This is a genomic window from Selenomonas sp. WCT3 (assembly GCA_900100835.1).
Lineage (GTDB): Bacteria > Bacillota > Negativicutes > Selenomonadales > Selenomonadaceae > Selenomonas_A > Selenomonas_A ruminantium_E.
In genome coordinates, this window is the sequence record FNCM01000001.1 from 1 (window position 1) to 24,635 (window position 24,635).

At 50.8% G+C, this 24,635-nt stretch carries 26 protein-coding genes, 1 rRNA gene and 1 pseudogene; 1 reads left to right on the forward strand and 27 read right to left on the reverse strand.

The window, feature by feature from the left end; translation table 11 throughout:
* The 19 genes and pseudogenes from BLQ36_RS00005 to pdxS form a co-directional block, all read right to left on the reverse strand.
* Positions 1 to 70: ribosomal RNA gene (locus BLQ36_RS00005) — 16S ribosomal RNA — on the reverse strand; the annotation flags it as partial.
* 494 nt (positions 71 to 564) lie between these two features.
* Entirely contained in the window at positions 565 to 849 is a 285-nt protein-coding gene (locus BLQ36_RS00010; RefSeq protein ID WP_074513422.1) for a hypothetical protein, read from the reverse strand.
* A 187-nt stretch (positions 850 to 1,036) separates the two neighbouring features.
* Positions 1,037 to 1,264 carry a hypothetical protein gene (locus BLQ36_RS00015; protein ID WP_033169566.1) on the reverse strand — a complete coding sequence of 76 codons (228 nt, stop codon included), beginning with the start codon at positions 1,262 to 1,264 and terminating at the stop codon, positions 1,037 to 1,039.
* A gap of 82 nt (positions 1,265 to 1,346) precedes the next feature.
* Positions 1,347 to 3,422: a BRCT domain-containing protein gene (locus BLQ36_RS00020; protein WP_081342155.1), complete on the reverse strand. Its 2,076-nt coding sequence runs from the start codon at positions 3,420 to 3,422 to the stop codon at positions 1,347 to 1,349.
* Positions 3,382 to 4,452 carry an AbrB family transcriptional regulator gene (locus tag BLQ36_RS00025; RefSeq protein ID WP_074513424.1) on the reverse strand — a complete coding sequence of 357 codons (1,071 nt, stop codon included), beginning with the start codon at positions 4,450 to 4,452 and terminating at the stop codon, positions 3,382 to 3,384. The genes BLQ36_RS00020 and BLQ36_RS00025 overlap by 41 nt, the downstream gene beginning before the upstream one ends.
* A gap of 29 nt (positions 4,453 to 4,481) precedes the next feature.
* On the reverse strand, positions 4,482 to 5,027 hold the full coding sequence (locus tag BLQ36_RS00030) for a hypothetical protein (RefSeq protein ID WP_074513425.1): 546 nt from the start codon (positions 5,025 to 5,027) through the stop codon (positions 4,482 to 4,484).
* Between the two features lie 75 nt (positions 5,028 to 5,102).
* On the reverse strand, positions 5,103 to 8,291 hold the full coding sequence (locus BLQ36_RS00035) for an AAA family ATPase (protein ID WP_074513426.1): 3,189 nt from the start codon (positions 8,289 to 8,291) through the stop codon (positions 5,103 to 5,105).
* Positions 8,288 to 9,439: an exonuclease SbcCD subunit D gene (locus tag BLQ36_RS00040; RefSeq protein WP_074513427.1), complete on the reverse strand. Its 1,152-nt coding sequence runs from the start codon at positions 9,437 to 9,439 to the stop codon at positions 8,288 to 8,290. The genes BLQ36_RS00035 and BLQ36_RS00040 overlap by 4 nt, the downstream gene beginning before the upstream one ends.
* A 131-nt stretch (positions 9,440 to 9,570) precedes the next feature.
* Positions 9,571 to 12,612: pseudogene (locus BLQ36_RS00045) on the reverse strand (efflux RND transporter permease subunit).
* Positions 12,609 to 13,703, reverse strand: a complete 1,095-nt coding sequence (locus BLQ36_RS00050) for an efflux RND transporter periplasmic adaptor subunit (RefSeq protein WP_180364810.1) — start codon at positions 13,701 to 13,703, stop codon at positions 12,609 to 12,611. The pseudogene BLQ36_RS00045 and the gene BLQ36_RS00050 overlap by 4 nt, the downstream one beginning before the upstream one ends.
* Positions 13,704 to 13,759: 56 nt before the next feature.
* Positions 13,760 to 14,380, reverse strand: coding sequence for a TetR/AcrR family transcriptional regulator (locus BLQ36_RS00055; protein WP_074513429.1), 621 nt, complete (start codon positions 14,378 to 14,380; stop codon positions 13,760 to 13,762).
* 105 nt (positions 14,381 to 14,485) lie between these two features.
* Positions 14,486 to 15,181: a DNA alkylation repair protein gene (locus BLQ36_RS00060; protein ID WP_074513430.1), complete on the reverse strand. Its 696-nt coding sequence runs from the start codon at positions 15,179 to 15,181 to the stop codon at positions 14,486 to 14,488.
* A gap of 8 nt (positions 15,182 to 15,189) precedes the next feature.
* On the reverse strand, positions 15,190 to 16,020 hold the full coding sequence (gene amrS / locus BLQ36_RS00065) for an AmmeMemoRadiSam system radical SAM enzyme (protein WP_074513431.1): 831 nt from the start codon (positions 16,018 to 16,020) through the stop codon (positions 15,190 to 15,192).
* Between the two features lie 36 nt (positions 16,021 to 16,056).
* Entirely contained in the window at positions 16,057 to 16,209 is a 153-nt protein-coding gene (locus BLQ36_RS13275; RefSeq protein ID WP_180364811.1) for a hypothetical protein, read from the reverse strand.
* A complete protein-coding gene (locus tag BLQ36_RS00070) occupies positions 16,194 to 16,547 on the reverse strand; it encodes a hypothetical protein (protein WP_074513432.1) in 354 nt (117 codons plus the stop codon). The genes BLQ36_RS13275 and BLQ36_RS00070 overlap by 16 nt, the downstream gene beginning before the upstream one ends.
* Before the next feature lie 23 nt (positions 16,548 to 16,570).
* Positions 16,571 to 17,053 (reverse strand): hypothetical protein, encoded by a 483-nt coding sequence (locus BLQ36_RS00075; protein ID WP_074513433.1) that lies wholly within the window; start codon positions 17,051 to 17,053, stop codon positions 16,571 to 16,573.
* A gap of 12 nt (positions 17,054 to 17,065) precedes the next feature.
* A complete protein-coding gene (gene crcB / locus BLQ36_RS00080; protein WP_074513434.1) occupies positions 17,066 to 17,455 on the reverse strand; it encodes a fluoride efflux transporter CrcB in 390 nt (129 codons plus the stop codon).
* A gap of 110 nt (positions 17,456 to 17,565) precedes the next feature.
* On the reverse strand, positions 17,566 to 18,156 hold the full coding sequence (gene pdxT / locus BLQ36_RS00085) for a pyridoxal 5'-phosphate synthase glutaminase subunit PdxT (protein ID WP_074513435.1): 591 nt from the start codon (positions 18,154 to 18,156) through the stop codon (positions 17,566 to 17,568).
* Between the two features lie 24 nt (positions 18,157 to 18,180).
* Positions 18,181 to 19,074: a pyridoxal 5'-phosphate synthase lyase subunit PdxS gene (gene pdxS / locus BLQ36_RS00090; RefSeq protein ID WP_074513436.1), complete on the reverse strand. Its 894-nt coding sequence runs from the start codon at positions 19,072 to 19,074 to the stop codon at positions 18,181 to 18,183.
* 255 nt (positions 19,075 to 19,329) lie between these two features.
* Here pdxS and BLQ36_RS00095 point away from each other — a divergent pair, with 255 nt between their 5' ends.
* The gene (locus BLQ36_RS00095) at positions 19,330 to 19,572 is read left to right on the forward strand and encodes a hypothetical protein (RefSeq protein WP_074513437.1); all 243 of its coding nucleotides are present in this window, start codon (positions 19,330 to 19,332) and stop codon (positions 19,570 to 19,572) included.
* Positions 19,573 to 19,748: 176 nt separating this feature from the next.
* Here BLQ36_RS00095 and BLQ36_RS00100 read toward each other — a convergent pair whose 3' ends face one another.
* The 8 genes from BLQ36_RS00100 to BLQ36_RS00135 form a co-directional block, all read right to left on the reverse strand.
* Positions 19,749 to 20,522 (reverse strand): NAD-dependent protein deacylase, encoded by a 774-nt coding sequence (locus BLQ36_RS00100; protein WP_074513438.1) that lies wholly within the window; start codon positions 20,520 to 20,522, stop codon positions 19,749 to 19,751.
* 21 nt (positions 20,523 to 20,543) lie between these two features.
* On the reverse strand, positions 20,544 to 21,455 hold the full coding sequence (locus BLQ36_RS00105) for a DUF1848 domain-containing protein (RefSeq protein WP_074513439.1): 912 nt from the start codon (positions 21,453 to 21,455) through the stop codon (positions 20,544 to 20,546).
* 16 nt (positions 21,456 to 21,471) lie between these two features.
* Positions 21,472 to 21,981: an O-acetyl-ADP-ribose deacetylase gene (locus BLQ36_RS00110; RefSeq protein WP_074513440.1), complete on the reverse strand. Its 510-nt coding sequence runs from the start codon at positions 21,979 to 21,981 to the stop codon at positions 21,472 to 21,474.
* A gap of 31 nt (positions 21,982 to 22,012) precedes the next feature.
* On the reverse strand, positions 22,013 to 22,414 hold the full coding sequence (locus BLQ36_RS00115; RefSeq protein ID WP_074513441.1) for a nucleoside 2-deoxyribosyltransferase: 402 nt from the start codon (positions 22,412 to 22,414) through the stop codon (positions 22,013 to 22,015).
* A gap of 59 nt (positions 22,415 to 22,473) precedes the next feature.
* A complete protein-coding gene (locus tag BLQ36_RS00120; protein WP_074513442.1) occupies positions 22,474 to 22,839 on the reverse strand; it encodes an arsenate reductase family protein in 366 nt (121 codons plus the stop codon).
* Positions 22,840 to 22,961: 122 nt separating this feature from the next.
* On the reverse strand, positions 22,962 to 23,615 hold the full coding sequence (locus tag BLQ36_RS00125) for a YczE/YyaS/YitT family protein (RefSeq protein WP_074513443.1): 654 nt from the start codon (positions 23,613 to 23,615) through the stop codon (positions 22,962 to 22,964).
* 144 nt (positions 23,616 to 23,759) lie between these two features.
* The gene (locus BLQ36_RS00130) at positions 23,760 to 24,200 is read right to left on the reverse strand and encodes a hypothetical protein (RefSeq protein ID WP_074513444.1); all 441 of its coding nucleotides are present in this window, start codon (positions 24,198 to 24,200) and stop codon (positions 23,760 to 23,762) included.
* A 99-nt stretch (positions 24,201 to 24,299) separates the two neighbouring features.
* On the reverse strand, positions 24,300 to 24,506 hold the full coding sequence (locus BLQ36_RS00135; protein ID WP_074513445.1) for a hypothetical protein: 207 nt from the start codon (positions 24,504 to 24,506) through the stop codon (positions 24,300 to 24,302).
* Positions 24,507 to 24,635: the final 129 nt, after the last annotated feature.

A 24,635-nucleotide genomic window follows, 5' to 3' on the forward strand; every position in this document is an offset into this window, starting at 1 on the left:
CTCGTTCGACTTGCATGTGTTAAGCACGCCGCCAGCGTTCGTCCTGAGCCAGGATCAAACTCTCCAATAAATTATATTGAAGAACTCAATCAAGCTCTCAATTATCTATAAAAGAAATTGCCGATTGCTATGTTGTTCATACCAATCGATGTTTTAAATATGAAACCGAAGTTTCATTAACATCTGGCTTAAATCATGTTGCATGATTTCATTTTACATTGTTTAGTTTTCAGAGAACAATCTTGCCTTATCGTCAGAATCTTTTGAAGTCCTGCGCGATTCAGCTTTTATATCATATCTCATTCTCTCAAGCTTGTCAACAACTTTTTTGAAGTTTTTAGCTTACCCTGAGAATCCTTTTGCCCCAGCAATCGCTCCATCGCGTTTGCCGACGACTTGTACTATATTACACGCATCTTCTCACCTTGTCAACAGTTTTTTCATATTTTCTTCATTTTTACCGAAACAGGCCGGCAGGGGCTATTGCTCCCCCTGCCGGCCTGTTGGTTCTGGTCTCATTGATTTCTGCCTCTGACCTGACTCGTTACTCCGCTAACTTCATGCTCAGGTCTTTTGTGCTGAATTCATTTTTTCGTACACTTGTAATACTCCCGCACGAAAAATACGCATTTGCTCCGGTGACAATCGCCCTAAGGCCGTGGATAATCTCGATTTGCTGCCATCCATAAGCTCAAGATTATACGCCGCCCCCTCAGCTCCGCGCTCGGGTTCTTCTTCTTTTCTCTTCCGGGCCTTCCCTAGTCCATAACGAGAGGTCTTGGCCTCATCAATATTAACACGAGGCGCCGCTGCAATCGATTCCGTGCGAATTTCAAGGTTGACATCCATGTTCATCAGCCTCCTCAAAATATCCGATTACAACTATTTCTATCTATATTATCGCATAATTCGCTTTCAAAGGAAAGTATTTGTTGAAATTTTCTCATTATTATTAGAGCAAAAAAATCCGCTGACTTTTTTCTACGTCAACGGATTTTCCTATTTGCAGAGCTGTTCTTCGCAGCCTCTTTTCCCTTTATTCTAAGATTCCAGCCCGGCGATAATATTCCTCCAGGATTTTTTCGCGGCTTTCCCCTGTCTTCACACTGATTTCATCAGCCATAAGTTCACAAGCGTATTCCAAACCTGCAAAAGTATTGATTAATGCCTGGAATTTATTGATTTCTGCATAACTGCTTTCAAAAGACTGTTTCTCTTTGAGCTGTTCCAATGCATCGCGCACCGGCTTCTTTACATCTGTCATTTGGATTCCTCCCATCCTGGCGAAAACTATTTATCTACATTACTTATTCGCGATTGAGCCCCAAAAACCTTCATCGGATGAATCACTGAAGCATTTCCAATGCTTCCTGATAGGATAAAAGCTTCGTCCCCAGCTTGCGTGCCTTCTCTGCCTTGCTTGAAGTGCTGTTGGGGTCTGCCAGGATTAGATAATCGGTATTACCGCTGACCGCAGAGCCCATCTTGGCCCCCACGCCTTCAATCAGTGCCTTATAAAAGCTCCGCGGCTTGCCAGCCGGGTCTTTCCCCGTCAAGACAAACACTTTTCCGGCATAGGGCATCGCCTCCGCATCGATTACACGAACCACATAGTCCTGCGGCTTGATGTAATTCAGCAGTTCTTCAAAGCGGTGCAAAAACGCCTCTCCCTGCAAAATCCCTTCGGTCCGGGGGCCGATTCCGTCAATTTCGCAGAAGGCATCCTGGCGCTTGATGGCCGCCAGGACTTCAGCAGCGGTATGATATTTTTCTGCCAAGAGTTTCCCCACATTATCGCCAATGCCATCAAAGAGCAGGGCCTTGACAAAGCGGGGAATGTCTACGGCATTAACCGCACCATCAATGGCTTCTTTTAACTTATCCGGGCTCTTGAGATCTCGCTTATCTTCGAGATCAGCCGCCGTGATGATATTCCCCTTCTTGGCTTCCGCTTCAATCTTTGCCTTGGTGGAAGTAAGTTCCGCAAAAGGCGTAATGATTGCTCGGCGAATATCCTCAACCGTCAAGTCAAAAATCATGTAAGGCCCAAGCCTTTCGGCTTTTTCCGGAAAAGCCTCCACAATTGCTCTGGCCCGTTCAATCGAAAGATCCCTAATATCCAATACATTTCGTTTGGCCAAGAAACCGATCTGCTGTGCAATGCGTTCCTTACAGTGCGGATTCACGCAAAACAGATTCGTGTCATCTTCACTGTCTGACGCAGCATTCTCCCGTTCTTGCAGGGAGGCACCACAATAAGGACAGTTTGTAATTGCCTCAATTTCCTCGCCACCGTTGTGCTCATACACAATGACCATTTGCGGGATGATGAGCTTTGCCTTAATAACGCCCACCTTGTCTCCCTTTGCCACGCCCCCCAGACGCTTTACCACATTCATATTATGCAGGTTGACATTCGATACCGTGGAACCAAGAATATCCACCGGTTCGATATCTGCCACCGGAGTCAGCGCACCAGTCTTGCCCACCTGCCAGTGCACATCGCGGACAATACTGGTCACAGGGATCTGATTCGGCTTCCAGGCAATCGCGTTGTTGTCATGATGTCCTGTGGTACCGAATTTTTCCAGGGAATCCTCCCAATCACATTTGATGACGATTCCGTCAATGGGGTAGCCGAGTTTTTCCTCATATTCACGATAAATTTCGGGAATAGCAGCGGCAATTTCTGCGGGGGTCTTACCGGAGAACCTGTGAAGGCTATGTTCTGGTACAGCAAAGGGCGTATGGCTCTTGATGTATTCGATTTTTTCCGTTTCGCTCCAATCGACGCCCATGACATCATATGCCATAAACCGGAGATATTTGACAAATTCTGGATGCTTCCCCCCCGTAAGAATCGGATTGACACTGTTGCGGGGATTGGCCATCGTCTTTTCCCCAGCTGCGGTCAATTCCCCATTCATGGCCTCAAAGGCCGCAAAGTCCATAAAAACTTCCCCGCGTATCGGATATTCAGCGGTATAAGCTGCCTGACGGGGATGGTTTGGGAACCGGGGCAGGATATCGCCCTCATCACCACCGCCGCGGGTTACATACATGGGGCTGCCATTTTGCGGATATACGACAACACTACAGCCATCCAACTTGGGCTCAACGATAATCGGCATAAACTTTTCAATATAGGCCTGCAGCTTGTCCGCTTCCGATTCGTCAATCTTTCCCAGGGACTTTGCCTCATGGGGATGACGAAATTTTTCCGTCCCCAGTTCAGCCCCTGGAACATAATCGAGATCTTCTGTCCCGTAACGCTCAATATAATCGTGACGCAGTGCATCGTACTCCGCATCAGACAGGATTGTCTCTCCTGTACTGCCATAATAAGCCTCATCCGCCGCCTTGATTTTTTCTAATTGCTCTTCACGCGTCATCTTTTTCATGACCTCCGTACTTTCGTTCATATAATGCCACTACGCCCTTTGCCACATAGGGGAATACCAACATGATAAAGAGCAGCCGCGTCAGCTGGTAGGCTGTCATCGTAGAAATGTTCGCCCCAACGGTAAGGGCCGTAATGCCCATCTCCGTCAAACCGCCAGGAGCCGTGCTCAAAAAAGACGTGGCAAAGCTTTCCCCCGTCAAAGCCGACACAATCACTCCCATCCCCATCGACACCGAAAGGACCAATAAGACGCCGCCCAATAGCACCGGCCCCATGCCTTGATAACTCACAATGCGCTGCAGTTCAATGCTGGTACCGATAAAAGCCCCCACGCAAAGCTGCGCCGCATAAAGAATCGGCTGCGGGACAGGAACCGCTGTCAAGTCCGTCGTGATGACAACAGCCGCTACGGCCAGAATTGGCCCCAGCATCGTTGCCGTAGGCAAATGAATCCATTTTCCCACAACAGCACCAGAAACTGCTACTACCGCCCACATCAGTACCGTAGACATATCCGCCGTTGTTGCCAAACTCATTCCATCACTGCTCGCTACCGGACCATCCGCCAGGATGTGAATAGTCAAAAAGGGAATCGTAAACACCACCGACAACATGCGCAGCGTCTGCATAATCGTCACAGCCGTAAGATCCACATTTTTCATCTCCGCAGCCAGAACTACCATCTGCGAAAGCCCGCCTGGTACACACCCCAGCAAGCAGGTAGTAAAGTTGATTGCTGTTTTTTTATACATGAGCCAGCCAGTAAAAATACCAGCGCTGACCGTAATCAACGTCGCCAATAACATAAGTGGCAGCTGAGAGCCAATTGCCTGTAACGTCTCTATGGTAAAAGGTCTTCCCATAGCATATCCTAATAGCACCAGCGCCACATTGCGGACTTTTATACTCCATACCATCGGGTGCTTTTGTACCAATCCCACACCAGCTACCAGCACAATCGGCCCCAAAGTCCAGGGGAGAGGTGCGTTTATATACGAAAATAACACACCACCCACCAGAGCGGTAAACAATGTCCGAACATATCCCATGATATCATTTCGACCTTTCTCGCCCTAAATCAGCGGCTTTCTTCTCCATATTTGCAGCGGCATTCTGCCCGTAACCGCTTGGGAGGGTCTAACTCATAGGTATCATATAAAACCGTACAACGGTAACATTCCCCTGGCATAATCTTGCCAATATTTGTCACGACATGATACCGGCATGGCTCAGCAATATAACTTGGCATATGCTTCAAATCATCCTTAAACGTTTCCAACAGGGACACGTGCTTAGCGATTTGACGGCGAATCCGCGTGGGGCAGTATTCCTCCAGCGTATTGTCCACCAGATCCAAAGCATCAAGATTCGGCAATGGAACGACATTATCATAAGTTGTTTTTATTGCCTTGTTGTTTTTCTTCACCAAATCCAACCAGCGTTCTTGCACTGACAGGATCTTCAGATATTCTTCAATCCCTCGTTTTCCCACAACATCCTTGGTTTCCTTACAAGCCTGATATAAGGACAACGTAGCAAACTTCATCTGCTCATGGGCGTTTACCATCAAGCGGAAGAGTTCCTGCATCTCCTCAATCGATTTTGTTTTATCCTGATAATCCATGCTATTCTTTCATACCTCATTGATAAAATACCGATTTATAAACAACTGTCAGAGCATTCCTAGTATACTATATCCTTAACTGATTTGCCATGCAACATGACTTCCCTTGTCATTTTTGGTGACCACCAGTTGATTATCGATTTCCTGCTTGAGTTCCGTAACATGGGATATGATACCGATAAGCTTGGCGCTTCCCGCCATCTTCTGCAGGACGTGAACAGCTTCATTGCGGGAATTATCGTCAAGGGAACCAAAGCCCTCATCGATAAACAATACATCCAGATGAATCGAAGCCATATTGGCCTGAATCTGGTCAGATAACCCCAGAGCCAGGGAAAGGGCCGCCATAAAGGATTCCCCACCGGACAGGGTCTGTATCGCCCGCTCCTTGCCCGTCACCGTATGTAGCACCTTGAGGTCTAAGCCATGATTGCCGCCACGTGCCGCCTCGGTATCGTCGAGCATCTTGAGCTCGAACTGGCCCCCGGACATCGCCCGGAACCTTCGATTGGCCGCTCCCAAAATCTGCCGCAGATAGTACCGCTGGACATAGGTTTCGATATCCATGCGCGCGCCGCTGCGCTTACCCGACAAACGCTCATAGAGGTTATTGGTCGCACAGGCCTCTTTCCCCAAGTCTACCCGCAGGCTGAGCTGCTGATTAAGCTGGGCCCTGACCCGTTCGTTGCGTTCCCACTGCCCCTTGACCTTTGCCAGCCCCTCCGTCGCCTGTTGAAGCGCCGCTTGGGCCGCAGTTCTTTTTTCCCGAAGAGCCGCAAGGTCGGGAAGTGCTTTTCCTGCCACTGCCTTCTGGGCAGCCTCACGGCTGCCATTAGCAGCATGATAGGCATCCCGCCAGGCCTGAACCTCCTGCTGCATAACGGCAGCACTTTTTTCCTCGTATTGGCGGACAACCTCCTGCCAAGTTTCTTCGCTCATAGCATTTTCCTGCATAGCCTTCTGATAGGCAAGCTGCAGTTCTTGACACTGCCTCTTTTTCCCCGGCAGTTCCTGTTGGCAGCGGCTGAGCACCGTCTTGGCCTCCGCCAGCTTTCCCTGCCAATCCTTGGCCACCTTATCGGCTTTATCATAGGCCTTTTCGCAGCCGGCTAGTTTTTCCCGGGCCGTCGCCTGGGCCTTTTTCGCCTCTTCCTGGGTGGCAAAATGCAGTTTATCCAATAAGACCTTCCGCGTTTTTTCCGCAGTCTCCAACTGGGATTTAACCAACTGACATTTTTCCGCCAAGTCCTCTTTATCCTCCTGCAACTTTGCCAACGTTTCCGTTGACTGGTCAAGCTGCCGCTGGATGGTTTCCAAGCTTGTAATTTGACTTGTCAAATTGCGCAGTTCTTCCTCACAGGCTTCCAGCTGTTTCCTAACCGTCTGCCGGATTTCGTTGAGGGTTTTCGCCCCCTCACAACCCGGTACCTCCTGACGCAGTTTATCCAGTGACAAGTCAAATTGCTCTTTTGATTTGTCAAAATTAACTTTTACCTTGCCTGACGTTTCAGCAGCCGCCTGTTGTTTCGCATTAAGGGCTGTCACCTCAGCCGCTAAATGCTCCAATTCTTCGCGGGCCAATGGTTTCGCCGCCGCCTCCAGCACCTGGGGCTGCGGATGTTCCCGCGAACCACAGACCGGGCAGGGCTGTCCCACTACCAAAGACTCGGCCAACAGCCCCGCCTGGGCATTGAGGAACACTTGCTGTTCCCGCTCGTAGTTAGCACGCTTTTCCTGATAAGCCTGCTGCACCACTTGATATTGTGCCATTGCCTGCTTGACCTCAGCCTCGGCTCTTTTCATCTTCTGGCCTAAATCAATTCCGTCATGAATTTCTTTTTCATATTGCCTCAGGGCCTGCTGCTGCTGCTCGCCTTTAACCTTAGCCAGCGATAACTCTGGCAGCTGCTTCACCTGCTGCCGCCAGTCTTCCAATTGCTTCTGATAGGCGTCCAATTTTTGCTGCGCCTGTTGGCCGGCATCCTTTGCCCCCTGCAAGTTCTGGGCTGCCCGTTGAATCTCCTCAGTCTTCGTGGCAACTTCTGCAAAAATTTCCAAGGAGGCCTTAACTTCTGCCTGAACTTTGCCAAAAACTTCCGTCGCCTTATCCTTTTCCTGCTTGGCGGCCTCCACAGCTTTCCCAGCGGCAGCTTCCTGCTGTTCCCATTCTGGCAGTGCTGCTGCATACTGCTGCTGCAGCGCTTCGGTCTCCGCCACCACTTGCCGCTGACGGTCAAAGGTCTCATACGCCCCCGAAATCCCATAAGCGGCTTGAATTTTTGCCGCCTGCTGCTCCTTATCCGTCATGGCGTCCACTTGCTTTTTATAGGCCTGCCATCTTTCCGTGGCCTCAGCGAGCTGATCAAAGGACACCTGCAGAGCCTCCGCCTTTGTCCGTTCCACATTGGCGGCATCATAGTCCCTTTGGGCAGCAGCGGATTCGGCAGCAGCTGTTTCCGTCTCCTTAATCAGCATTTCACAGGCCGACTTTAGATAGCTTTGCAGCGTCTCAAAGTCCACGAGACTTGGCATCTTATCCTTGCGGATTTTCTGCACTAGCTCTTCCATTTCTGCCTGCTGTGGAAAGTTCTCAGGAACCACCACATCTTCGGCCTTTGTCTGGCAGCGGCGCAGGACATTTTGCAGCTCCTCCCGGTACTGACTGTTGCGTTCCCCCAAACGGCTGACAATCTTATCAAAGATTTCCGTATTAAAGAGGCGCCGGAAGATTTCGCGTTTATCGCTGGTAGGCGCCCGCAGGATGCGCATAAAATCGCCCTGGGCAATCATGCCCACCTGCATAAACTGTTCCTTCGTAAGCCCCACCAGCTCACGAAGTTTTTCATTGACGGCCTCCTTATTGCCCGGATAATCCGTATGGTCCGGCAGGGTCAGCGTTACCGATTCCTTCTCCTCTACTTCGGAATTGCCGCGTTTGGCCTTACGCCGATGATGGGGCACCCGATGGACGATATAAAGCTCATCCCGTCCCCCCACCGTCTCACTAAAGGCCAGCTCCACAAAGGGCGTCACATCCAGCGTCGCGAACTGACTTTGCAGATTGGGAATCAAGGCATTTTTGTTGGTATTTTTTTCGCTTTTGTCGCCATAAAGGGCATAGACAATGGCGTCAAAAATCGTGGTCTTGCCCGCACCAGTATCCCCCGTTACCAGGAAAAGATTCTGGGTTGGTTTGGTAAAATCAATGACGGCCCGTTCCCCATAGGAACCAAATGCCTGAATGGTCAACTGGATTGGTTTCATTTCTCCGCCTCCTGCACCTCATTGATAATCGACGCCAACAAATTCTCTTCCTCCCCGTCGAGATCCTGCAAAAAATCCTTGCAAAGAGCAAAGGGAGACAACTGTACGGCCCGCTCCTGCTCCAGCTGATAGTTCGCTTCCTCCCGGCTCTCACGCCCTACATGCAGCAAATTGGGGAAGCAAACCTCCAGCCGGTCACGCACATCAACTGCCAAATGATTCTCTGCATCCGTCAGGGTAATGCTGACATAGTCCTCCGATTTCTGGGCCAGCACATTTTCTAGCGTGTCCTTAATGGTGCGCACCTGCCGCAAGGGTTTCAAGGGCAGCACCGTCGTCACGACTTCTCCCTTTTCTTTGAGCTCTACTTCTATCACGCCTTTCACCTGGCCTTCCTCACCAAAGGAGCAGGCAATCGGCGTACCACAATAGCGATAGCAGTCCTTGCCATTTAACCGCTGGGCCTTATGGATGTGCCCTAACGCCGCATAATCGAAGCGATTTAAAATATCCCCCTGAACCGAATCGATATTGCCCACGGTCACCATTTCCGATGGCGACCGTTCAATTGTATCGTCTTTTCCCGTGGAAAGATAAAACTGGTGGCTGACTAGTACATTTCGTTCCTGCTCAGATAGCTCTTCCCGCATAATCAAGCGATGCACCGCTTCATCATAGGAAAAATTGTTGCCATCTTTATCCGTCCCCGTAATCAATTTGACCATGGAAGGCTTCACAAAGGGCAGCAGATAAAAATTCACGGGGCCATAGGCATCGGTGAGCGTGACTTTCGCAATCCACTCACCAGGCAACTCAGGCGGCCGGCCAATCATATGGATGTGCTGACGCGCCAGCACCTGACGGAATACATTGACCCGTTCGGCGCTGTCATGATTTCCCGAAATCATCATAATTTCCGCCTTGGGCACACTCTGGGACAGGTTTGTCACGAACCGGTCAAACCGCGACACGGCATCAGCCGACGGAATGGCTTTGTCGTATATATCCCCGGCAATAACCACGGCATCTGGCTGCCGCGCCTCTGCCAGCTCCACGATTTCCCGAAGAATGTGATCCTGGTCCTCCGCCAGGTCATGGTTCATTAATTTCAAGCCGATATGTAAATCCGACAGGTGGAAGAATTTCATCGTTACCCCTTCCTCACAACTGTTATACGCGTCCTCATCTTAAACGAAGGCAAGGGAAAGGCAGTACCTAAGCACCGACTTTCCCTTGCCGAAATTATCCATTAGCATTATAACACAAAACCAGCAAAACCTTAACGATTTTCTTCCCGTCTTCGCCACTGATGAATCAAATCATAGATAGTGGGAACTACCACCAGCGTCAGCAAAGTTGAAGTGAGCACGCCGCCGATTATAGCATGGGCCATCGGAGCCCGCGCCTCTGCGCCGGGGCCAAGCCCCAAGGCTATCGGCAACATGCCAAATATCATCGCGATACTAGTCATTAAAATTGGACGCAGGCGAATGCATCCAGCTTCCGCCAAGGCTTCCTTACAGGGAACCCCGGCCTCAATACGCTGCTTGGCAAAATCGATGAGCAAAATCGCATTCTTCGTCACCAGGCCCATCAGCATCATAATGCCGATAAGGGATACGAGACTCAATTCGCTGCCGGCGATAAACAACCCCGCCAAAGCACCAATCATAGCCAGCGGCAGTGAAAACATAATAGCAAAAGGCTCACTGTAACTTTCAAACTGAGCCGCCAATATCATAAAGATGAAGGCCACCGCCATGGCCAGTGCCATAGCCATATTCGAAAAGGAATCATCCATATCATTTCCGGCACCAGCCTGTCCGACTTTATAACCCATCGGCACCTGCATGGATTCCATCTTTTCAAAAAAGGCCTCATTGGCCTCTCCCATCGAAGTTCCCTCCACATTGGCACTCAAGCGAATCTCCTTTTGACGGTCATAGCGGCGAATATCGCTGGAACTGGTGCTGTACTGCCAAGCCGCCACCTGGGAAAGCGGCACCAACATGGACCTGCCTTCTATCTGATGTTCGCTGGGCACATAAACTTTACGCAGCATATCCACCCGATTGCGGGCATCGTCAGCCAGTCGCATTCGGATATCCACCCGCTCATCCTTATCGCTGAATTTTCCCACCGTCGCCCCGCTAAGCATGGTCTGCATCGTCGTGCCAATTGCGCTGGAAGAAATCCCCAGGTCACTGGCGCGCTCTTCTCGAACCTGCAAATTCAAGGTTGGCAGTCCCGCATGGTACGTTGAGGCAATATCCTGTACGCCGGGCACCTTTTCCAATTCCTGCTGCACCTTATCGGCTAAGGGTACCAATTCCGATTGGGATGGCCCCGTTATCGAAATAGCAATGGGCTTATCCTCACTCTCCACAAAATCCGCGCGAACCCCTGGAATTTTATTGAACTGCTGGCGAATCTCCCCAATGATTTCCTTTTGACTGCGGCTGCGTTCTTTCTTTGGCACCAATTGCACAAAGAGATTGTGCTCCCGATTTGCCGTTGTGGCATAAACGTGCCGAACCTCGGGAAGCTGCTGCAGCACGGCAGTAAGTTCTGCCGACTGCGCATCCATTGCTTCCACCGTAGCATCGGATGCCGCCTGTACCTTAACCGTAAACTGGGACTGGTCGGTAGCAGGCATAAAGGTGGAACCCAAAAAGGGGAAAATACACAGACTCAGCAAAAACAAGCCCAGCGCCACCCCAAGCACCCGCCCGCGATACCCCTGGAGCAAGCAACGCAAGGTTCGGCCATACCACGCCGTCACCCAGTCAAAGCCCACCTGCCAACGCTGCCAGCCCTTTTGCAGGCAACGGGGCATAGATGGCTCCCCTACCGGCAGATAAAGAGCCGCCATCATCGGCGTCAAGGTAAAGGAAACGAACAGGGACACCAGCACCGCAAAGGCAATCGACAAGCCAAACTCCTTAAACATCTGGCCATCTACCCCAGACATAAAGCCCACGGGTAAAAATACCGCCGCCACCGTAAAGGTAGTCGCCATAACAGCCAAGGCGATTTCCTTCGTACCGTCTATCGCTGCCTGCTTGGCCTCTTTTCCCATATTGCGATGACGGATTATGTTTTCAATGACCACAATGGCATCATCGATAAGCAGGCCCACCGACAAGGACAGCCCCAACAGGGACATACTGTTGATGGAAAAGCCTGCCACCTTCATAAACAAGAACGTCGACGCAATGGAGGCCGGAATTGCCAAAGCACTGATAACGGTACTGCGCCAATCGCCCAAAAACCAAAATACGATAAGCACCGCAAAAATACTGCCGATTATGAGGTCAAACCAAACTTCGGTAATGGATTCGGCCACGCGCTGGGCATCATCGCGAACCAGCTGGATTTCCATCCCCGCTGGCAGTTCCTGTTTCAGCTTTTCCAGTTCCTGCTTGACAGCTGTCGCCACCTTGACGGCATTGCCGCCGGACTGCTTGCCGATAGCAATGCCAATCGCCGGTTTGCCATCATAGCGGGCGGTACTCGTAATATCCTTGACGGTATCCTTGGCCTCGCCCACCTGCCAAAAATATAGGGGAGTATTATCGCGAAGCCCGACGATAACCGAATCAAACTGCTGCACATTCTTGAAATCCCCCGCCGTCCGCACAGAAAGCTGTTGCTTTTTATCCTGAAGTTTGCCGGCTGGCACATCCTGATTGACGGCCTTCAATTGCTGCCCGATATCCGCCACCGTCAACCCAAAGGCATTCAACTTTTCCTGGTCTAACAGCAGTTGAATCTCACGCTCCTGCCGCCCGCTGATGGTCACCTAGCCCACACCATTGATTTTCTGCAAGCGCGGTTTTAAGACATCCTCAACAAAGATACTGATTTCGCGCAGGCTGGCAGTTTCCGAGGTCAGGGCAATGGACACCACCGGCTGGGCATTCATGTCAAAGCGCGAAATAACCGGTTCTTTGACCGTATCGGGCAATTCACCACGAATCGCACCGACCTTATCGCGAATTTCCTGGGCAGCAGCCGCTGAATCAATGCCAAAATTAAATTCCACATTGATTTCCGCCTCGCCCTCACGGGAAGTCGATTCAATATGTTTGACACCGCGGGCCTCACCTACGGCTTCCTCGACCTTTTGCGTTACCTGCGCATCCACCTGATCCGGCTGCGCCCCTTCATAGGTAATGCTCACCGAAACATAGGGAAGGCTTGTATCCGGCATTTCATCCACATTCATTTTGCCATAATTCACAATCCCCATGAGGATTAATGCCGCCAAAATCACCGTGGCAAACACCGGCCGCTTAATACTGATTTCTGGTAAACTCATGCTTCATCTCCTAATTGCACCGGATTACCGTCTTTTAGCTTATCGAGATTATCCGTCAATACCACCATCCCCGCATCAGCACCGGTAACGATTTCGATACGGTCACCTACAATATCTCCCGTTTCCACCCGAACCTTTTTGGCTTTGCCATCTTCCACCGTGAACACATACTGAACCCCTTTTTGTCCTAGCACTGCCTTTTGCGGAACCGACAATACGGTTTTGGGCGTTCCCAGATTCAACTGCACCTGCACAAACATCCCCGGCTTCAGCAAAGCATCGGGATTATCCACTTTGACTTTAACCCGAAACATGCGGCTTTCTTTCCCTGCCACCGGACTGATGACATCCACTGTGCCCGTGAAGGTTTTATCTGGATACGTATCTACCGTAATAGCAACCGAATCCCCCATTTTCAGATAGGCCATATCCTGCTGCTCGACCTGTACAACCACGTGAACCGCATCAAGCTGTTCAACGGTCATAAGCGGATTGCCAGCCGAAACATTCTGTCCATTGGTGAGATTTTTATTAGCAATGACGCCATCTACCGGGCTTACCACCGTAGCTTCCGCCACCTGCTTTTCCGCACTGCTTAGATTTGCCTGCGCCGAATCATAATCCGCTTGACTGGCCAGCATCTTCGTGCGGGCTGTTTCCAATTGCTGACGGGAATAAGCGCCTCGGTCAAATAAAATCTGATAACGATTGTATTCATCGCAGTCGTTAGCATATTTCGCCCTTGTCTGATTCACGCTATTCTTCGCAACCCGCAAGGCGTTGCGAAGCTCTACCGTATCCATCACCAACAGCGGCTGCCCTTTGCTTACGGACTGACCATCTTCCACCAAAACATTGGTCACCTGCCCAGAAAACCGGCTGCTGATAATCGACGAGGTAAATCCCTCCACATTTCCCGAAAGTGGCATAACCGCTGGCTTTTCGATATAGGTAACCGAATCCGTCGACACCGCCAAAGGCTGCGGTTCCCCAGTGTCATCCTCTTCCGCCCCAGCCATACGCCACCCCATTACCGCCAGTATCACGACAAATAACCCCAGCATCATGTTGCGAACCTTATTGTTTTTCATCATCAATCTCCTTTTATTGACCAAGGTCAGTAGACTGTAAAAATAAAATGCGGAACTCACTCCGCATTTTCCCAATGAGCCATACTTCCCTTTTCCATGCCAAATAACTGTTCAATCAAACTGGCTGCCATCTCCATGCGTATAACCATGCTCTCATCGGTAACGATATCCTTCTTCTCATCCGGCCATATCGCTTCCGTGAGACTCCAAAAGAAATCCAGACATTCCTCCGAATGCAGGACCTGCATCGACCCCGCCGCATTGCCTTCGGCAATAATCTTTTGCAGCAGTGGATTGAATCCATCGATCACAATCCGCTGCCAAAGCGCCATAACCAGCTCTTTGTAATGTTCTGCCCAAAGATTATCGACCAATGGTTCGATGGAATTATCCCGCGCTGACATCCGCAAAAAGAGACGCAGCTTTTGAACAGCATCCAGCCCTTCTGCCTTGTGTGTATATTCCCCCACGAACTTCTTCATCCATGCTTCAAAAATAGCTTTAAGCACATCTTCCTTCGTCGGGAAATAATAAAAGAACGTCCCCTTCGCCACGCCGGCCTTTTTACAGATGTCCTGAACCATGGTCTGCTCATAGCCCTTTTCACAAAAGAGCTCCCTGGCAATTGTCATCAATTCCTGCCGGCGTTCGGCGGGGTCCTTACGAACTCTCGTCATAAAAGCCTCCTATTATTGACCTAAGTCAGTAATAGGAGTATACTTCGCTTTTGCTGACTTGTCAAGTGGCATTGACAAGTCAAGTGAGCACATATTCAGGGTGCTTCACTGCTGACACTTTCTGCCTGCTGATATTTTTAACGTGCGCAGATATGTCTTTTGTTCCAAGGTTATCCGCCGGCTTTCTATGGCTTTTTGAATCGCCTTGTTATGGGTCCACACCGCCAACTGTTTTTCTTCCAGGAAGGGCAGTGCCGCCTGATATTGCTTGGCTAGTGCCGTGGCAAAGTACCAGGCAATCATCATATTGATATAGTATTCCTCCGAGTGAAGCTCTGCCACCGTGGACAAATAGGACCGGTCAAAATCTTCATCGAGAAAATGTTCCATTAACATTTTCACGGCAAAACGCACCGTATACGTTTCCGCTGACTGCAGCCAGACGTTAATCCGTTCCAAAAGCTTGTGCCGCTGTTTCCGAAAAACTTTCGGCGACAGCTGGTCACAGGTAGCCCAATTATCCACGTATGGCAAAAACACTTCTACCCCATTTAAACATTCCGCATAATCTTTCTTCGCTGCTAAGAGAAATGCATGGAGCTGATTTTCCTCATAATACCGATGGGGAAGTGCTGACAAAAATTTGTCCGCCTCCTCGCGATTCAATTTCTTTGCCAGCTGACGCAAGGCAGGCGTCCGCACCCCAATGACCCGTTCCGGGTCAACGGTGGGGATCAATTTGCAGTGAAATGCCCGATAAGTCTTATCCTGCAAACGAAACAATTCTGTCTGAATATCCATGAAGCCTCCTAACAATTTCCCGTATAGACATAGGACAAATACTTCCGTGCGATATCCGCTAATTTATAAATCACCGGAACCGGCGTAGCAGGTTCTGATGCTTGCCAGCGCGGAAAATACCGGCTCACATGTAGCGGCAAGTTCACCGATAACGACGCCAGCCATTCTGCCTCCGCCTCCATCTCTGCGGCACTGTCATTTAGTCCCGGCACCACCAATGTCGTCACCTCCACATGCGTCACAGCTGCTGCCGCCGCGATATTCTGCTTCACTACCGCCAGACTGCCGCCGCAGACATCATAGACCTGCTGCCGCCAGCCCTTCAAGTCGATATTGAAAGCATCCACCAGTGGCAGCAGGGCCTGGAAGGGCCCTGCATTTATCATGCCGTTGGTCACCAGTACCACCTTGAGCCCCGCCTCATGCAGCAACTTTGCCGTATCACGAACGAATTCATAGCCTATGAGCGGCTCATTGTAGGTGAACGCCACGCCGAGATTGCCTGCGAGCCGGGCCGCCAGCTCCTTGGCCAAGGCCACGAGATCTGCTGGCATCACATCCTGCGTGGCAAACTCTGCCCCCGCCTGGGAAATCCCGTGATTCTGGCAGAACGGACAGCGCAGATTGCAGCCAAAGCTGCCGACAGATAAGATATAACTCCCGGGATGGAAACGAGCCAAGGGCTTTTTCTCAATGGGGTCTAAGGCCACCGATGTCAATCGGCCATAATTCTGTGCCACCACTTTCCCCTCACGGCAAATCCGCCCCCGGCACCAGCCCACCTGTCCCTCGGAGAGCCGGCACTCCCGCGGGCATAACGTACAGATTACCTTAGTCATCGCCATCCCTCCTACCGCTTTTCTAACCAATTCCGCTTATTCGTCGCCTTTCTGTCCCAACAGACGATCCAAAGCCGCCCTCACTTCAAACGCTGGAATCTTCTCCTGCTCTAAACGCTTGGCTGCCGCTGGTTGACAAGTCAAATACTGCCAGCAGGCCTGCTCCTCCCCGGTCAACGCATCCGGCATTGCCCATTCATTTCCCGTATCTGCCACCATAAACGAAGAACCTCAATTGCCGCATCAAAGTGAATCCTCACGGGATAATCATGCTGAATCCCCAAGCCTTTGGGCTTGCGATTGGCGGTTTCGACTCGCCAAGGCTCCTTTGACTGCTTCCAAAAGGCTGCCCATTCCGCCCGTTTGTGGAGCTGCCCCACACTACTTGCGAGCTCGTCTGGCTCTGTCAATTTGTAGGAATAGGAAAATGGCTCCTCCCGTAAAGCCGTCAGCCAAAGCACAGGTAATTTCCGGCCGTTCTTGCCCAATAGTTTCGTGCGCAGTTCTTCATCATATGCCTTCGTCATTCCCTCACCGACTCTCCTGTAAGTCAATCCATCACATAGCCTAAATACGCAAATACATTGCGCAGTGGTTCCTTGTCGCGGATATCAAGCCAATCGTCGGGACGGCTGTTATCGTCAATCAATATCAGCAGATAGTCGAGCACCAGACGGCGCGCGGCCCATAATCCCACCTCATTGGAAGTCAGCCGGACACCTGCCATACGCACCGCCGCTGGCATATAGCTTTCCGCCATGATGAGATCCGCCAGCACGGGCACCACTGCCTCAAGTTCCACCCAGGTTCTCTGTGGCTCTGCCTCATCAGGCTTTCCCCACATAGGACTGGCCGCCACGATACGATAGGCCATCCGCAAGGCATGCTGCTGGACAATGCGCCCCATAGCCGTCAGCTCATCCTGGCTGAGCGCCTCCTGCATGGCAGCAAACCGCGCCTGAGGCCCGGCCTTGGTCCGCGCCATCGCCGCCAGCCGCCGCTGGCGGGCCGCCGAAAAATCTATTACATCCATAGAAACTCTCCCTCAGCGCTGAAATACCATCGCTAGCTGATAGCCGATATAAGCTGCCGCCAATCCCAGCACAATACTGCCCACCACATTGACCGCCGCCAGGAAAAAACTATCCCCCCGCAGCAGCGTCAGCGTCTCCATGCTGAAGGACGAAAACGTCGTAAAGCCCCCCAGGAACCCTACGGTCAAGAGCAACCGCAGCGATTCGGGCAGCAGCTGCAAGGACTTGGCCAGTGGCAATAATGCCCCGAGCACCAACCCCATCAGCAGACTTCCCACCAGATTGACGACAAGGGTTCCCCAGGGAAACAGACTCCCCAGCAGCGCCCCCACCGTCGTCGTCACGCCATAACGGCACACGGCCCCCAGGCCGCCGCCAATAAACACATAGAAATACGCCATTGTCTTTCCTATCCTACTTTCTATCCATACGCTGATACTTCGTCTTTCCCTAATTATATCATCTCTTGCCTGTTTCCACGAAAAAAGCTGGCCCAATGCCAGCTTTTCTTTTATGCGCCCAGCGCAAGCTCTTTACGTTTCGCAACCATATCCAGGAAAAAAGAATGAATCCGCAGGTCACGGGTCAGCTCCGGATGGAAAGCCATGGCCAGCTGATTGTGATACCGCACCGCTGTGATATGTCCTTCCGTCTCGTTCAGCACCTGCACCTTCTTGTCAAGACATGCTTCGATATAGGGAGCGCGGATGAACCGCAGCAAAAATCCCCGCAAATCAGCCACATCACCAGCCCTCGCAAAACTGCCCAGCTGCCGGCCATAGGCATTGCGCCGTACCCGTACGGGAAGGGTTGCCATCGAAGACTCATCATTGCTGACCTCCTGGGCCAGCAGGATAAGCCCTGCACAAGTCGCCAGCACGGGCAGCCCTTGGAGGATTTTCTGCCGCAGCGGTTCAAACAGCCCCAACTCATGCAGGAGCTTGCTCTGTACGGTACTTTCGCCGCCGGGAAGGATTATGCCAGCGAGGTCGTCGGTCAAATCCTTGCGCTGACGGATTTCCCGGTAATCTGCCCCAAGCTTTTTTAGCATTGCCTCATGTTCAGCAAAAGCCCCCTGCAGGGCTAATACCCCAATCGTCATTTTGTCCAACCTCCTCTCACCGCTTTATCGGCCACGCTCTGCCATGAGCAGCTCGATCTCATCGGCATTGATGCCCACCATGGCTTCGCCAAGATTTTCCGAAAGCCTTGCGATGAGCTCCGCATCCTCGTAATTGGTGACCGCCTGCACGATTGCCGAGGCCCGCTTGGCCGGATTGCCGGACTTGAAGATGCCAGACCCCACAAACACGCCCTCGGCGCCTAACTGCATCATCAAAGCTGCATCGGCTGGGGTCGCCACACCACCAGCGGCGAAATTGACCACCGGCAGTTTTTTATGTTCATGCACGTAGGTCACCAGATCATAGGGAACCTGATACTTTTTAGCCGCCTCGAAAAGTTCATCCTCCCGCAGGGAAGCGATGGCCGCCATTTGCTGATTGATTTTCCGCATGTGGTGCACGGCCTGCACCACATCGCCGGTTCCCGGCTCCCCCTTCGTGCGGATCATTGCCGCGCCCTCGCTGATGCGGCGCAGGGCCTCGCCAAGGTCACGGGCACCGCAGACAAAGGGCACGGCAAACTTCCGCTTGTCGATATGATAGACATCGTCTGCCGGGGACAAGACCTCACTCTCATCGATATAGTCGATTTCGATGGCCTGAAGCAGCTGCGCCTCGACGATATGACCGATGCGGCACTTGGCCATGACGGGGATACTCACGGCCTCCTGGATGCCGCGAATCATCGCCGGATCGCTCATGCGGGCCACACCACCTGCCGCGCGGATATCGGCGGGAATACGCTCCAGCGCCATAACGGCGCAAGCACCAGCCTCCTCCGCAATCTTTGCCTGCTCCGGCGTCGTCACATCCATGATTACGCCGCCCTTTAACATCTGGGCCAAATTCTTATTGAGTTCATAACGATTGCCAATACCTTCTGTTTTCACTGCCATTGCCAAGTCTCCTTTGCGTTATCCAGAAATGAACGGAACACCCTTAGGATAGCGCTAAACTGACTATATAAAAATAACCAGAATGAAAATATAACAAAAGGCCAGATTCCCATAGCAACTGGAAATCTGGCCTTACTGACCTCTGACCAAAAATTATAACCCTAATGATTCTCTGAAATATTGATAAGCTATCTTTAAAAATTGCCTGCTATCCTAGAGCCAAATACATTTCTATTGCGAACAGGAGGACATTTTATGACAAAAGAACGTGACGAAGAGATCCGCCAGGATTGGTCAGCCGCCCTGGCCTCCGTCGAAGAGGGCGAAGACCTCTCCATGGACATCGGCTGGAGCTTCACCGACGACGATATCAAGGAGCTGGCCAGACTGCATAAGGCCAATCAGCATCGAGAAAAAATCGAAAGCCTGCTGGTCGACTGCAACTTCATCACCGAAGCCTGCGAGTTCCATACAGGAAAATACGACGCCTATCTCTGACAGATAAAAAAATGCCCAGAGGATTTCGACATAAATCCTCTGGGCATTTTATAATACCTAAAAATCTCCTTGAAACTATTGCCATCAAATGTTATGCATAGTCGCATGATAAGTAACCACCGCACCAATTATTTTCTCGGGAGATTTTCTTTTCCTTCAAAGTCCCTTTGTCTCCCTCAATACCTAACTTCCAAAAACCACTCGTTCATCAACCTATCCACCGCCGTTGCCAGTGTCTTGCCGATTGGTTCGCGGATAACGAGTTCTGCCCGTACATCAGCTTTCGTTTCCGTCTTATTGATGAGCACCAGATGTTTCCCGCGGAAGTAGTCAATCATCCCAGCTGCCGGATATACCACCAGCGAAGTACCGCCGACAATCAAGGTATCGGCCGCACTTATGGCCCGCAGTGCCTTTTGCACCACCTCATCCTCAAGGCCCTCTTCATAGAGGACTACGCCAGGACGCACCACACCGCCACATTCCACGCAATGCGGAATGGGCTTATTTTTTTCCTGCAAGGCATATTCCATCGGATAGTTTTTACCACAGTCCATGCAATGCCAATGGCGACTTGAACCATGCAATTCGTAGACGATCTTGGAACCAGCCAGCTGATGCAGGCCATCGATGTTCTGCGTGACTACAGCCGCAAGGATGCCCTGCTGTTCCAGTCGCACCAGTGCTTTGTGGCCAGCATTGGGCGCTGCGCTTAGAAACATCATGCGCTGACGATAAAAATCAAAGAATTCTTCCGGATGCTTGACCAAAAAACTATGCGATGCCATCTCCTCAGGGCGGAACCTACGATGCAGGTTTTGGTTATAAATCCCATCGGCACTGCGGAAATCCGGAATCCCCGACTCCGTTGACATGCCCGCCCCGCCGAAGAACACTGCCCGCGTGCTGTCTTTGAGGATTTTTGCCAGTGTATCGATCTTGCTCTCCATTCGGCACCTCCTGACCTCTCATCATTTCCGCTTTTCTCTTCCATGCTCGGTAATACGCTCGTCCCCCAGCAGCTTCCCGGTAAGAAGAGAAGAACTGTCCACATGGGCCGCAAAGCCCTGCTGTGCCCGCTGCGGGCTGGCATTGGCGTAGCAATAGCGGCAGCCATGGATACAGGTGTCATACTGCCCGATATCAAAGCTTTCCACGCAGTTGCATAGCGGCCGTTGGCTTTTGGCCTTGTTTTTCTTGAAGGACTTTCCCGTGATGCGCTCGATGAGCACACCGTCAAGGCAGGCACCATGGCCAATGCCATAGGCGGCAAGGTCGATGGCCTCCGAACAAGTCTGCAGCACAACGCCGCTTCCTTTCGCAAGGCCTGCCAGCCCTGCCGCTATTTCCCGCATTTCCGCTTCTGACAGTTCATGCAGATTGAGGCCTTGGGTATTCTTCTTTGTCTTGGCATAGAGGTCGATAAAGCTGATAACGCACCGCTCAACATAGGGTGCCAGCTGCGCAAGCACCTGAGTAAACCAGGCAAAGTGCTTCTCCTTGGTATAAACAGCGTTCAGCAAAATGGGGTCATAACGCCAAACTACCCGCTCACGCCCCAACTGCAGCGACAGTGCCTGCATGGCCTTTATGATTTCTTCCTTTGGCCAAAGATTCTCCTCAATATCCGTATCGTAAGGGGTCAGGGATACCTGCACATAATAAGGATAGTGACCAAGCAACGCTAACTTATCGAGCATCGGCGTGGGGTCCTTCGTCCAGAACACCAGACAGTCTACCCACTCAGGCTGAAGAGATATGCGGCTCACCTGCTTGCGATTGAAGGGATTTACCACATCCACATAACCTGCTTTTAGCCGCCCGCAAAACCAATCCCAGTAAAAGGCTGGAATATCCGTCCGGCGACTGACACTTATAATCATCGTATTCCCTCAACCATCAGTATAATTCCCCATCGTAGACCAATTTCGTCCGCGCATCAAAAAGCACCCAAAGGATGTCCGTAAACGCCTGCGGATGTTTGACCACAAAATCCCGAACCGTCCCTACGGCAATTGCTGCCGCCTGCTGAACAGGATAGGAATAGATCCCGGTGGATATTGAAGGGAAGGCCACGCTATGAATATTATGCTCCATGGCTAGTGTCAACGAATGGCGATAACAGTCCGCCAATAACACTTCTTCGCCCTGGTCACCGCCATGCCAGACCGGTCCCACCGTATGAATGACGTAATCACAAGGGAGTTTATAGGCCTTTGTTATTTTCGCCTGCCCGGTCTTGCAGCCATGAAGCGTCCGGCACTCAGCCAAAAGTTCCGGCCCTGCCGCCCGATGTATCGCACCATCGACACCACCGCCGCCCAGCAGACTTTCATTGGCAGCGTTAACGATTGCCTCAGCATAATGTTTGGCGGTAATATCGCCAAGCTCTGTCCTTATCTTTGTCATAAAGCCTACCTCCCTCACCCTTACGATAAACTCAATTCCACATAGCCCTTATCTGCGCCAACAACTCCTTTTCCTCGGCATAACGATGGATATGGAACCGTTCATTTCCCGTCAGCATGGCCGAAAGCTGCGTATCCTGCGGACGATAGAAGATGTGAACTTCCTTGCCATGGGCCTCCGCATAGGCCAGCTCATAGCCCACCCCCAACGATACCTGCGTGCATTCGGCCACTACCACATCACATTCCCTGAGCCAGGCCGTATCCTGCTCATAGATGGCCTTATCGCCTTTATCTTCCACCGTGGACAGGCTCAAGTCCCCCACATGCTCCGTGAGCACCTGATGGTTTTCCTTCAGGACGGCTATGACCTTGCGGTAAAGCTCCGCATCCTGTCGGCCGCCACGGATGGAACCAGCAAAATATATCTTCATCTTCAACCCTCAATTCCTGCTAACCGGATGACTAATCTTGACTACTTTCATTATAGCAGTTATCGGCTGCCGTTCAAGAATACCCTTTCCCACTCCGGTTCCTTGAATCCCGTGAGGACCTTCGCCCCTGCTATGACCAGCGGCCGTTTTACCAGCATGCCATCAGATGCCAACAGCTTGAACTGCTCTGCCTCCGGCATCGCCGGCAGCTTCTTGGCCAACTCCAGCTGGCGGTACAACTGCCCGCTGGTATTGAAGAACCGTTTCAGCGGCAGCCCGCTCTGCTCATGATACCTGCGCAGGTCTTCTTCCGAGGGATGATCCGCCTTGATATCCACCAGCTCATACGCCACCTTATGTGCATCCAGCCACTTCAACGCTTTCTTACAGGTCGAGCATTTGCTATAACAATATACTTTATTCATGATAATACCTCCTCCCGTATTCTTCGTGTTCGATAGTCCATATCCTTTATTTCCCATAAAAAAACAAGAGCGCTTACCTCTCTCTGCAGCTCACTCTTGTCTTACTCGTTATATATTTCTACCTACCAATGCGGACGGAATACCAGCTTTCCCTTCGCATCCACCTTGCCTAAATGCTTTAAAAAGAACCTGGCTATCGTTCCAGTAATCAGCGCTGATATCAAGGTTCCTTCCCGGATTCCCTCAATCCCGTCCAAATATATAAGGGATATAACTGCGGCCAAAATTACCAAAATGACATCATTGCCCGTTTTCACCCGGCCAAACTCGATTTGAAAACACCGCGACACAGCATATACGATTCCTTCACCCGGAAGCATCAACACATTGGCAATTCCCTGAACTGCAACGCCAAAGGCAATCAGCGTAGTTCCGATTAGCAGTGGCAGCAGCTGCAACACATAGTTCGTTGGAATCACCCACGCCCATGCATCCATGAAGAAATCAATAAACCAGGAAAATATCAAGGTGACTGGAATCTGCAGGAATTGTATCGTATCAAAGCCCTTGCGCAATAACAGGTACTGCCCGAGCACCATCACCATATTTATCGTAAAAGTCATCTGCCCCAAGGTAAAGGGCGAGACCAGACTTATCACATAGGGCAGGCTGGAAATTGGCGATGTCCCCAGCATACTTTTAACCACCAAGGCAATACCAGAAGCCTGCACAATAACAGCAACAACAAACAAAACATAACGGACCACCATGGACATGAAACAACTACCTCCCATGGGTAGATAGTATAGGACGGGCATGGGGAAAAGTCAATCGGCCATACCATAAATCCCCCATAAAAAACCAGCGGCCTTCATGAACAACTTCATGAAGACCGCCAGCCATCGAATCCACTCGATGTTTTAGCCTACCGCTTTGATGCGATAACTTGTCGTATACAATTCACTGAAATAACGGTTGCCTACCGCCGAATGATTCTTCTCTACTCTCCACTTGATGACCTGATTTTTTACTTTCGGTTTAAAGACGACAATATAGCTGCGTTTTTCATTGGGCGGAACAAAATTGGTCTTGCCGTAAACACTACGGGACGATAACACTTTTCCCGTCGACCGGTCAACAAAAATCATGGTTCCATTGGCTGCCTTTCCCTTGGTGTCTTTAAACGTGACAATAAAAGCAGGCATCTTGGAATAACTCAGCTTCGAATTACTCGGCGCCTGCACGTCTATCCGGCAGGCATTCGAACCACTGGTACTGCCATTAACCGAACTAGCCGCAAAACACACTGACCCTACCATCATGACCAAAAAAGCAACCAACACGGATAAACATTTTCTCATACCATCCTACCTCCTTGTTACGAAATAAAAACAAATCATTATCTAAAAGATACCATAAAAAGGAAACTTAGTCAATACGTTTTCAGAATATTTGCTTTTTTAGCCGCCGAAATATCCCAGTTTCTCTGATACACTCCTATTTTTCTTTTTGCATTCCAGGATACGCTTGTACAGATTCTTGTAATATTCCTTATAGAATTGTTTTAGAGGACTCTGCTGGATGGCTTCAAGGGCGCGTTCCAACTCCAAATCGGAATACTGATAGGGATGATGCATAGCATCTACGGCTCGATGTAAGTCTTTCATAATATGTGCTTCCTCCTCAAAGAAATATACACGCTTCCCAGCTTTTGATTTTCCCTGCGAATAGCCAAAATTCCTGCTTGTCCCTAAGTTTTTTGCACCATTCCCCTCAGATACGGAAAAACATCAACA

What these genes read in the sequence shown, in the direction of transcription:
- BLQ36_RS00040 (WP_074513427.1), bottom strand. Translation starts at nt 9,439, where the DNA reads ATGAAATTCTTCCACCTGTCGGATTTACATATCGGCTTGAAATTAATG.
- BLQ36_RS00110 (WP_074513440.1), bottom strand. Translation starts at nt 21,981, where the DNA reads ATGACAAAGATAAGGACAGAGCTTGGCGATATTACCGCCAAACATTAT.
- BLQ36_RS00030 (WP_074513425.1), bottom strand. Translation starts at nt 5,027, where the DNA reads ATGGATTATCAGGATAAAACAAAATCGATTGAGGAGATGCAGGAACTC.
- BLQ36_RS00060 (WP_074513430.1), bottom strand. Translation starts at nt 15,181, where the DNA reads ATGGATATTCAGACAGAATTGTTTCGTTTGCAGGATAAGACTTATCGG.
- BLQ36_RS13275 (WP_180364811.1), bottom strand. Translation starts at nt 16,209, where the DNA reads ATGCCGGATGCGTTGACCGGGGAGGAGCAGGCCTGCTGGCAGTATTTG.
- BLQ36_RS00130 (WP_074513444.1), bottom strand. Translation starts at nt 24,200, where the DNA reads ATGAGAAAATGTTTATCCGTGTTGGTTGCTTTTTTGGTCATGATGGTA.
- BLQ36_RS00135 (WP_074513445.1), bottom strand. Translation starts at nt 24,506, where the DNA reads ATGAAAGACTTACATCGAGCCGTAGATGCTATGCATCATCCCTATCAG.
- BLQ36_RS00075 (WP_074513433.1), bottom strand. Translation starts at nt 17,053, where the DNA reads ATGGATGTAATAGATTTTTCGGCGGCCCGCCAGCGGCGGCTGGCGGCG.
- BLQ36_RS00070 (WP_074513432.1), bottom strand. Translation starts at nt 16,547, where the DNA reads ATGACGAAGGCATATGATGAAGAACTGCGCACGAAACTATTGGGCAAG.
- BLQ36_RS00105 (WP_074513439.1), bottom strand. Translation starts at nt 21,455, where the DNA reads ATGATTATAAGTGTCAGTCGCCGGACGGATATTCCAGCCTTTTACTGG.
- BLQ36_RS00100 (WP_074513438.1), bottom strand. Translation starts at nt 20,522, where the DNA reads ATGGAGAGCAAGATCGATACACTGGCAAAAATCCTCAAAGACAGCACG.
- pdxS (WP_074513436.1), bottom strand. Translation starts at nt 19,074, where the DNA reads ATGGCAGTGAAAACAGAAGGTATTGGCAATCGTTATGAACTCAATAAG.
- BLQ36_RS00095 (WP_074513437.1), top strand. Translation starts at nt 19,330, where the DNA reads ATGACAAAAGAACGTGACGAAGAGATCCGCCAGGATTGGTCAGCCGCC.
- amrS (WP_074513431.1), bottom strand. Translation starts at nt 16,020, where the DNA reads ATGACTAAGGTAATCTGTACGTTATGCCCGCGGGAGTGCCGGCTCTCC.
- pdxT (WP_074513435.1), bottom strand. Translation starts at nt 18,156, where the DNA reads ATGACGATTGGGGTATTAGCCCTGCAGGGGGCTTTTGCTGAACATGAG.
- BLQ36_RS00035 (WP_074513426.1), bottom strand. Translation starts at nt 8,291, where the DNA reads ATGAAACCAATCCAGTTGACCATTCAGGCATTTGGTTCCTATGGGGAA.
- BLQ36_RS00125 (WP_074513443.1), bottom strand. Translation starts at nt 23,615, where the DNA reads ATGTCCATGGTGGTCCGTTATGTTTTGTTTGTTGTTGCTGTTATTGTG.
- BLQ36_RS00120 (WP_074513442.1), bottom strand. Translation starts at nt 22,839, where the DNA reads ATGAATAAAGTATATTGTTATAGCAAATGCTCGACCTGTAAGAAAGCG.
- BLQ36_RS00020 (WP_081342155.1), bottom strand. Translation starts at nt 3,422, where the DNA reads ATGAACGAAAGTACGGAGGTCATGAAAAAGATGACGCGTGAAGAGCAA.
- BLQ36_RS00055 (WP_074513429.1), bottom strand. Translation starts at nt 14,380, where the DNA reads ATGACGAGAGTTCGTAAGGACCCCGCCGAACGCCGGCAGGAATTGATG.
- BLQ36_RS00050 (WP_180364810.1), bottom strand. Translation starts at nt 13,703, where the DNA reads ATGAAAAACAATAAGGTTCGCAACATGATGCTGGGGTTATTTGTCGTG.
- crcB (WP_074513434.1), bottom strand. Translation starts at nt 17,455, where the DNA reads ATGGCGTATTTCTATGTGTTTATTGGCGGCGGCCTGGGGGCCGTGTGC.
- BLQ36_RS00115 (WP_074513441.1), bottom strand. Translation starts at nt 22,414, where the DNA reads ATGAAGATATATTTTGCTGGTTCCATCCGTGGCGGCCGACAGGATGCG.
- BLQ36_RS00010 (WP_074513422.1), bottom strand. Translation starts at nt 849, where the DNA reads ATGGATGTCAACCTTGAAATTCGCACGGAATCGATTGCAGCGGCGCCT.
- BLQ36_RS00015 (WP_033169566.1), bottom strand. Translation starts at nt 1,264, where the DNA reads ATGACAGATGTAAAGAAGCCGGTGCGCGATGCATTGGAACAGCTCAAA.
- BLQ36_RS00025 (WP_074513424.1), bottom strand. Translation starts at nt 4,452, where the DNA reads ATGGGATATGTTCGGACATTGTTTACCGCTCTGGTGGGTGGTGTGTTA.